Annotated in this window: 8 protein-coding genes; all 8 read right to left on the bottom strand. The window is 69.8% G+C overall.

Annotation, left to right across the window (positions count from 1 at the left end; all coding sequences use genetic code 11):
* Nucleotides 1-319: 319 nt before the first annotated feature.
* From NBW84_RS04275 to NBW84_RS04240, 8 genes are read right to left on the bottom strand one after another with little or no spacing between them, the layout of a single operon-like run.
* Nucleotides 320-898, bottom strand: coding sequence for a hypothetical protein (locus NBW84_RS04275; protein WP_250281904.1), 579 nt, complete (start codon nt 896-898; stop codon nt 320-322).
* Nucleotides 899-913: 15 nt separating this feature from the next.
* The gene (locus tag NBW84_RS04270) at nt 914-1,195 is read right to left on the bottom strand and encodes a hypothetical protein (protein ID WP_250281903.1); all 282 of its coding nucleotides are present in this window, start codon (nt 1,193-1,195) and stop codon (nt 914-916) included.
* Nucleotides 1,195-1,455: a hypothetical protein gene (locus NBW84_RS04265; protein ID WP_250281901.1), complete on the bottom strand. Its 261-nt coding sequence runs from the start codon at nt 1,453-1,455 to the stop codon at nt 1,195-1,197. The genes NBW84_RS04270 and NBW84_RS04265 overlap by 1 nt, the downstream gene beginning before the upstream one ends.
* A gap of 9 nt (nt 1,456-1,464) precedes the next feature.
* Nucleotides 1,465-2,001 (bottom strand): hypothetical protein, encoded by a 537-nt coding sequence (locus tag NBW84_RS04260; protein WP_250281899.1) that lies wholly within the window; start codon nt 1,999-2,001, stop codon nt 1,465-1,467.
* On the bottom strand, nt 1,994-4,678 hold the full coding sequence (locus NBW84_RS04255) for an FtsK/SpoIIIE domain-containing protein (protein WP_250281897.1): 2,685 nt from the start codon (nt 4,676-4,678) through the stop codon (nt 1,994-1,996). The genes NBW84_RS04260 and NBW84_RS04255 overlap by 8 nt, the downstream gene beginning before the upstream one ends.
* A gap of 2 nt (nt 4,679-4,680) precedes the next feature.
* Nucleotides 4,681-5,190: a nucleotide exchange factor GrpE gene (locus NBW84_RS04250; RefSeq protein WP_250281896.1), complete on the bottom strand. Its 510-nt coding sequence runs from the start codon at nt 5,188-5,190 to the stop codon at nt 4,681-4,683.
* A complete protein-coding gene (locus NBW84_RS04245; protein WP_250281895.1) occupies nt 5,187-6,710 on the bottom strand; it encodes an Hsp70 family protein in 1,524 nt (507 codons plus the stop codon). The genes NBW84_RS04250 and NBW84_RS04245 overlap by 4 nt, the downstream gene beginning before the upstream one ends.
* The gene (locus NBW84_RS04240; RefSeq protein WP_250281894.1) at nt 6,707-7,867 is read right to left on the bottom strand and encodes a DnaJ domain-containing protein; all 1,161 of its coding nucleotides are present in this window, start codon (nt 7,865-7,867) and stop codon (nt 6,707-6,709) included. The genes NBW84_RS04245 and NBW84_RS04240 overlap by 4 nt, the downstream gene beginning before the upstream one ends.
* Nucleotides 7,868-8,205: the final 338 nt, after the last annotated feature.

Raw genomic sequence — 8,205 nt, 5'->3', positions numbered from 1 at the left:
GGCCGCCCGGCACCAGCCCCGTGGACAGCAGCCGCCGCTGTGATGGCGACGGCCCCGCCACGACGAAAACCGCTGACAAACCGAGACCGGCGCGCGTCGGCTCATGGCTGGCACCCGTCGGTTGTAGGTCGACGGCCCAAAGCCATGCCCACAAACCGCTACCCACGGCAAGATCTTCAAGCCGCGTGCACGCTTACCTCCACAAGATCATCCTATTGGAAGATCCAAGGATGTGACGGGAAAACAGCATCACGCGGCACTCGCCGGGCTGGGGCGAGCGTATAGCGCCTTCCACCTGACGGCGTCGGCTCCTCGAACATCACGGCCTGGGTTCCAGGTCCTCGCCGGGACCGGTCCCCGGCGGGCGTTTCGTGGCCCGCTCGGTCGCCTCGCGCGTCCGCTTGATTTCCTCATCCGCCACCTGCTCGCCTATGAACTCCAGCTCCGCGTCCCGTTTCCGCTCCACCATCTCGGTGGGGGAATGGCTGGCGAGCGGGGTGTCGATGTTCATGGCCTTCAGGGCGTCGCCAGAGAACTGAAGGAAGCCGACTATCCCCGCGGGGACCATGACGCCGTTCACGAATTTGCGCCCCGCGTCCATGAGTCCGCCGCCCGCGTGCGCGGCGCCGCCGCCGATCGTCCGTTTCACGAAGGCGTGCCCCTGCGCGGCAGCGGCGGCGAGGGCCTGCGCGCTCGCCTCGGTCGCGCTCGCGGCCTCGTGGAGCCCGTGGATCACACGCCGGCAGTCGGGCCCGTTGTGGACCTGCCGGGCCGCCTGCTCGATCTCCGCCGCCATCGAACGCAGCCGCGCGGCGCGCTGCCGCAGGTTGTCCACCAGCGCCGGCAGCGGCCGCAGGCTGTCCTCGAGCGCGTGGCAGACAGACTCCAGTTCGGACACGGATGCCTCCGGACGCTAGTGAACGGACCGGGCTGACGACTTCGCGGCGCCGAGCGCGGCGATGGCCGTGCCGGTGTGGTGGGCCGCCTCCCGCAGCGACTGCGCCAGCTGCTTGTCGACCTGCTGCGCGCTGCCGCCCACCACCGCGATGACCTGTTCGCTGACGGCCTGGAATCTGGCGGTCGAGTCCTGGAGCATCGTCTGGGCAGCCGCGGCCTCATGGGATGCCTGGGCGAGCAGGCTGTGGAGCGCCCGCAGTGCGGCGGCGTTCCGCGGGTCCGGGCGGTTGTCGGCCACTACAGCGACTGCCCGTAGCTCGAGGCGACGCGGGCAGCCTGAGCCAGGGCCTCGACGGCCGCGTCGACCTTGCTCTGCGCTTCCTTGATCGCCTGAACGACCTCCTTGTCCTTGCTCTGGGCGCTGCCGCCGATGGTGCTCTGCACCTGGCCGGCGGCCTGCGAGAACCTCGACTTGAAGGCCGAGAGCTGGCCGGCGGTGGACTTTGCCTGCTGGGCGATGGAGTCGATCTGGCCCTTGAGCTGACCGAGCTGCGACATGGGTTTCTCCTAGCGCGCGAGAAGGACGACGGTGACGACCACGAGGATCACGAGGGCGACGACGGCCGCGATGACCCCACCCGGGACCCCGCGAGATGCCGGGGGCGTCGCGACCCGAGGAGGCGCCGGCTTCGCCGGTGCCGGGGCCGCTCTCGCCAGCCGTGCCTGGGTGCGCAGCAGCGACTCGGCGACCGGCCTGGCCTCGGTCGCCCACTGCGCCACCTCGCGGATCTGCCCGCGAATCTCCACCAGCCGCGGCGGCGTGCCGGGCCGCGGTGTGCCGGAGCGCGGTGTGCCGGCGCTCACCACCGCGTCCGGCAGGCCGAGCACGCAGCGCAGGTCTGAAAGCAGACGGTCGGCGTCGTCGGCGTCCTTGGCGGCCCGGTCGTACATCCGCTGCTGGTCGGCCCGCCGCGTCCGGGCCTTGTTCTCGGCGGCGGTGGCGGTCTCGACCGCCCTGCGCAGGGCGTCGCGCCGGCGGTTGTCGACCGAGCCGAGCGTGTTCAGAGCTTCCGCGTACTGGGCGAAGAGGTCGTTGTCAGCCAAGGTCCGTCGTCCCGAGGACATCGGTCGCCGCGAACGGCACGAGGAGCTCTGCGCCGGGCCCGCCCGTGCGGTCGAACCACACGAAACGCGGGCTGGCGGACGGCTCACGCACCGCGTGCCCGCAGATCGACGTGAGATCGTCGCGGGAGACACCGCAGAAGGCCCACGCCCGGATCCCGGGTGCCCGGTAGCCCAGGTGCTCCTCGAGGACCGGCATGCTCTGCCACCAGCCGATGGCCCAGGTGCCGCCGAGCGGCCCGGACTTGAACAGCTCGCGCAGCGAGTCGTTCGGCATCAGGTAGTCGGCCTCGGTCGGCGTGCCGAGGTCGACCGAGTCGAGCGCGAGGGCGACCACGAGATCCGTGGTGCCCTTCCGCTGCCCGAGCTCGATCACTTTGGCCGCGATCGCGTCGTGGCCCACGCGCTCGACCGCCGCGCCGTGCCGCGTCAGGTGCTCGATGAGGGCGGCGACCCACGCGCTCGGCGCCTCCGTGGCCCCGTCGGCGTCGAGAACGGTGATCCGCGTGTTTCCGCCGAGGCTGTCCGCGGCCGTCGTCACCGCCCGGACCAGCACCGGGATCGCGACCGAGCGGTCGGTGCCGACGACGGCGAGCCCCTGGTTCGGCGCCCGGGTCAGTGCCACGCCGCGGGGGGTGGCGTCGATGGCGATGGGCAGGCCGACCGCCGCGGTGACGCGGTTCTGAACGCTCGGGATGGACGTCCGCGGCCAGGCCGCGAAGGACGAGGCCCGGAAGGTGCTCGGAGGCGCGCCGTACCCTCGCTGGAAGAGCCGGGCCTGCAGCTGCCGCAGGTAGTCCGCGTCCGCGTAGGCGACCGTGCCGATGGTGTTGGCGTCGAGGGCGCCCAGCGCGTCGTTGACGACGACCTGGCCACGGTGCTCGAGCTCGGTGGCGGCCAGGTTGTGCGCCGCGAGGAACGCCTGTGACTCGCCGGCGGTGTTGCGCAGCGTCACGCGGTTGTGGAACTGCCCGAAGATCGCGTCCGCCTTCGTGGCCAGCCCCCGGATACCGGTGATGGCCTGCGAGGCGAGCACGAGGTGGACGCCGAATCCACGGCCCGTCCGCGCGATGCTCTCGAGGAGCGACGCCGCCTCGGCGGCCTGGTCGTCGTCGCCCTCGAAGAGCCGCTGGAACTCGTCGATGACGACGAGCAGCCGCGGAATGACCTTTCCGGTGTTCTCGTGGTATTTCGTCAACGTCGTCGCCGAGTGCGCCGTGAGCAGCTTCGAGCGCTCGGTCATCTGCTGCCGCACCCAGCGCAGGACCCCGATGCAGTAGTCGGGGTCGAACTCCAGGCCGAGGGCGCGGATGTGCGGCAGCCAGGTCGCACCGTCGGCCCCCGGGCCGAGCCTTGCGAACTCGACGCCGTCGCGCAGGTCGACCAGCACCATCTCCAGCTCGGCTGGCGAGTACTTCGCGGCGAGGCTGTGGATGAGAACGAGCAGCAGGTTCGACTTGCCCTGGCCGACCGCGCCGCCGATGAGGGCGTTGGGCATGGGCGGGTTCTCCGACCGCAGCCGCAGGACGAGGTCGCGGCCGTCGACCGTGCCGATGACCGCTTCCAAACCTTCGTCGGCCTCGCTCATCCACGGGTCCTGGATGGCCCCGACGATCTTCCTGAAGTCGACGGTCGGCGCGAGGCTCCCGCGCGGCCGGTCGACCAGGGCGGTGCTGAGCATCCGGATGAACCGGTCGCCGGCCCACGGGTCAGGCGTCCAGCTGATGCCCGGCACGGTGCTGGCCGTGGCGGTGGCGCCGTTCAGGGAGATCGTTGTCGTAGTGGTACCGCTCACGGGCGGCCGTCCGCTGGTCGACTCGATGATGAGCAGCCCCTGGTCGGCCGCGAGCCGGCGCAGCTGGTCCAGCTGGGCGATGCCGCGGCCGGTCAGGTGCTCGGTGGCCGAGCCGATGACGAGCAGGCGGAAGGGGATCGTCGAGGCCAGCGCGTGGCCGGCCGCCAGCGCGCTCCAGTATGTGTCCTGACCGGCGGCGGTCAGCCGGTCATGCACCGCGGCGAGGTCGGTCAGCAGGCTGTCGAGCGTGCGCTCGAAATCCTCGGTCGACGTGATCGTCGGCGGCACGCTGGCCTGTGACACGGCCCGCAGCCCGGCGAACGCGGCGAGGTCGAGAGCCAGGACCGGGTCGTAGGCGAGCACCCGCAACCGGGGAGGGTCGAATGCCGCCACAGCCCGGGCAATCGTGTTCTGGATGAGCGCCTTGAAGCCGTTCGCGTCGGCGCCGACTACGCTCCACACCCCGGCCGACAGCGGCAGCACGAGCGGCAGCGTGTCGGCCTCGAACGTCGCCGTACCGACGCGAAGCCACTCACCGGATGCGGGCGGTGGCACCTGCCTCCACACGTCGCTCGCCCAGCCGGCCACAAGGTAGCTCGGCGCCTTCCGGCCGAGCAGGCGGGTGGCCACGCCCAGGGCCGCGGTATGTGCCTCCCGCGCGTTGGTCTCGATGCGCCCGCGGTCCCACCCGAGCGCGTCGCCGGTCTGGTCGGCGGTGACGGCAACCATCTGGTCGGCCTGGTGGCGCCAGGTCTTCTCGGCGCATTTCAGGTCGCTCCGGGCGTCGGCGAGGCGTCGCGTGTTCGCCTCCAGCTCCCGAACGAGCGAACGGAGCTGGGCGTCGACGTCAACAGGGCTGGCCACGCTCATTCACCGCCGCCCGAACCTGGATCGGCCGGTGGATCGGCCGGCACCGGATCGGGAGTCACCCGGACGGCCGTGATCCTCGCCGGCCGCAGGATGAAGCCATCCTTTTCGTAGCCCGCGCGCACCAGCCGGCCGACGCGCAGCTCAGGCCCCTCGCCCGTCACCGACACGATCTCGTGGCGGCGTGGGTCGACCGTGTCACCCACCGCGACACTGGTCACCCCGAAGGACTCCAGGACGTCCTTGAGTTCCTCGATGACCGACCCGCGGAGGTCCTCGGTGGCATCGGTCGTCTCGAGCCGCTCGACGAGCAGCGCGATCCGGGTGACGAGCGGGCGCAGCGACTCGGCTGCCCGTGCCTCTTCGGCCTGCCGGAGTCTGGCCTGCAGCTCCTCGATGACCGCCCGCTTGTCGCGGTCGTCGAGGAGGCGCCGCTTGAACAGATCGGTCAGGCCGTCGAGGCGTTCCGACAGCGACGCGAGCGTCACCTCGCCCTGGGTGGTGGTCACTGGACCTCCAGGCCGGAGAGCGCGTCGCGCATGCGGTCGATCTCCTTGCGGTCGAGGTTCTTCGCCCGGTCGATCTCGAACTCACCGAGGGGCTTGTCATCGGCCAGGTCGACGACCTCGATGTGCAGGATGCCGTCGATGTCGCAGGAGAAGATCACCTGGATGGGTGATCCCTCTTTCGGATGCGGCTGCAGCTTCAGCAGCGAGTCGCCGAGTTTCTTGACGTACTTGAGGTCGGTCTCGTCGCCCTCGGTGACCCGCACCTTGAGCTCGGTCTGGTTGGGCACGACCGTGAAGAAGACGTCGGCGCGCTGGCAGGGAATCTTCGAGTTGGCCGGGATGATGACCGCGTTGATCTCCAGTCCGGTGGCGCCGTCGAGAACGATGACGCCGAGCCCGTGCGACACGACGTCACTGACCTCGATCGGGTGACCGCCGGGTACCACCGGCGTCGGTGTCGGCGCACCACCACCGCCGCGCAGTGCCGCGACGATGGCGGCCCCCTTGGCGACCGCCTCGTCGGGGTGGATCGACTGGTCGGGCGCCTGGCCGGTCGCCTCGGTCAGCATGCGGGTGACCATCGGCATACGGGTTGAGCCGCCGACGAGCAGCACCTTGTCGATGTCCCGGAAGGTGAGCTCGGCGCCCTCGACCACGTCCTCGACCAGCATCTGGGTGCGGGCGAGGAGGCTTTCGGTGATCTCCTCGAACTTCTCGCGGGTCAGGACGAGCTTCTCGTTGCGCCCGGCGGCCGACACGAAGACCGGGGCCTGGTCGGAGGTGCTGAGCCGGTGCTTCGCCTGCTCGGCGCGGTCGCGGAGCTGGGCCTCGAGGACGTCGCCCTCGATGATCTCACCGGTCCGGGCGGCGAACTCAGCCTTGATCCACTGGATGACGGCGTTGTCGAAGTCGAAGCCACCGAGGTTGCGGTCACCGTCGGTCCGCACGATGCCGAAATCGCCGTTGCGTGCCTTCAGGAGGGTGACGTCGAACGTGCCGCCGCCGAGGTCGTAGACCAGGATCGTGCCGTTGAGGCCGCGTTCGACACCGAAGCTGAGCGCGGCCGCGGTCGGTTCGTTGATGACCGAGATGACGTTCAGCCCGGCGATCTCGCCCGCGTCCTTGGTGGCCTTGCGCTGCGCGTCGTCGAAGTACGCCGGAACCGTGATGACGACGTCCCTGACCGGCTCTCCGAGCACCTGGCTGGCGTCCGAGGCAAGGCGCTTGAGGATGACGGCCGAGATTCCCTCGGGCGTGTACGGGTCACCGGCCGTCGGATAGAAGTGCCAGGCGTCGTTGCCCATCTGCCGCTTGACGAACTCCACGACGTCGTCGGGGAACGCGGCCCGCTGGAGCTTGGCCTGCTGGCCGACGATAGCCTCGCCGTTGTCGAAGAGCACGACCGAGGGCGTGATGCTCTGCCCGTCGCTGTTGCGCACGATCTCCGGCTGGCCGGCGATGTTGATGGTGGCGACCGCGCAGTACGTCGTGCCGAGGTCGATCCCGACCGGCCGGCTCACACGAACTCCCGCTTGTTGTGCTTCCAGCGCGGGACCCACGACAGCTTGTACCAGACCCAGCCGAGGGCGGCGCCGATCAGGATGCTCATGAAGCCCCCGCCCGGGCTCTGCGCGAGGCTGGCGAACCCGGCGATGACCAGGATCGCGGGCAGCAGCATGAATCCCCCAACGATCATGAACATGATGATCAGCAGCATCCAGCCGCCCTCCGCGGCCCCGCCGAGCGCGGCTCTGGCCCACTGCATCGGGGGCCGGAAGGACTTCTGCTCCATCCTGTCCAGGTACTTCAGGATCTGGTCGGCGCTCTTGCGGATCTCGTCGTCGACCTTGTTCAGGGCCAGGGCCCGGTTCGCCAGCTTCCGCATCTGGTCGATCTCTTCGCGGGAGGTGACGGCATATACGTCGCGCTGCCTCACCTTGGGGATCCGCTCGGCGAGATCGATGAGCACCGAACCGAGGTAGTAGTTCGCGGCCGGATCCTCGGGATGCCGGCTGTAGACCGCCTCGACGATCGGCAGGGCCTGGTCGAGCCGGCCCGCCGAGGCGTAGACGCCACCGACCGCCAGCTCGTATATCGGGTTCGCGGGGTCACAGGTGCCCGCGCGGCGGTACTCGTCGACGGCGTCGTTCAACTGGTCCATCTGCTCGTGCACGAGGCCGAGGGCGAAGTGGTACTCGGCGTTGTTGCCCTCGATCAGGACGGCCTGCCTGGCCTCATAGAGCGCGTCCTGCCAGAGCTGCAGGCCCGAGTTCGCGCGCGAGCGGATCCACCAGGTCTTCGCGTTGTTGCCCTCGACCTGCGTCGCCTCACGGGCCGCGTACGCCGCCGAGTGGTAGTCGCCGACCGCGAGATAGCCTTCGGCCTGCTCCAGCCAGTTCCGGCTGCCGCCGCCCCGCGGCACCGGGACGGCGGGCTGCTTCACCCCGCCGGCCAGGGCGCGGTCGTAGGCGGCGCGCCTGGCTTCGTCGAGCAGGGTGGTCCGGGCCTCCTCGATCTGCTTGACCTTGATCTCGGCTTCCTGCCGCACACCGAGGTCGGCGGCCTCGGTGCGCTTGCGCCATTCGCGCATGGACTTCTTGACGGCGGCCTCGATCGCCTTGGAATCGGCGTCGCGGGCTACGCCGAGAACGGCGTAGTAATCAACGTCTACGGCCATATGAAAAACAACCCCCGATAGATGGTGCTGGTGTGGTGGTGACGGTGCTTTCCGGCGGCCCCGACCGGCACGAGACTCGGTCATACAGCAGCTTCGACCCAGATATGCCGGTAGTGAGTCGATGTTGATGGCTTGTTGATCGCCCGAAGTGAACGGATGTCTGTCGTACAGGGAGAACCGGGAGTTTTACGGTATTAATCGGATATTACGGGTAAAAACACCCGTTCGGGACACCGTCACGACAGCGGAAACCGCTGACGACCACCACCGACGCGCCGCCACGACCACAGACGCGCCTCGGTCGGCCCCACCAGCCCCGCCGGCCGACACCCGTCAGC

Origin of the sequence: Protofrankia sp. CiP1_Cm_nod2 (assembly GCF_920664355.1) — a bacterium.
Lineage (GTDB): Bacteria > Actinomycetota > Actinomycetes > Frankiales > Frankiaceae > Protofrankia.
This window is presented reverse-complemented; position numbering and strand designations above follow the sequence as displayed.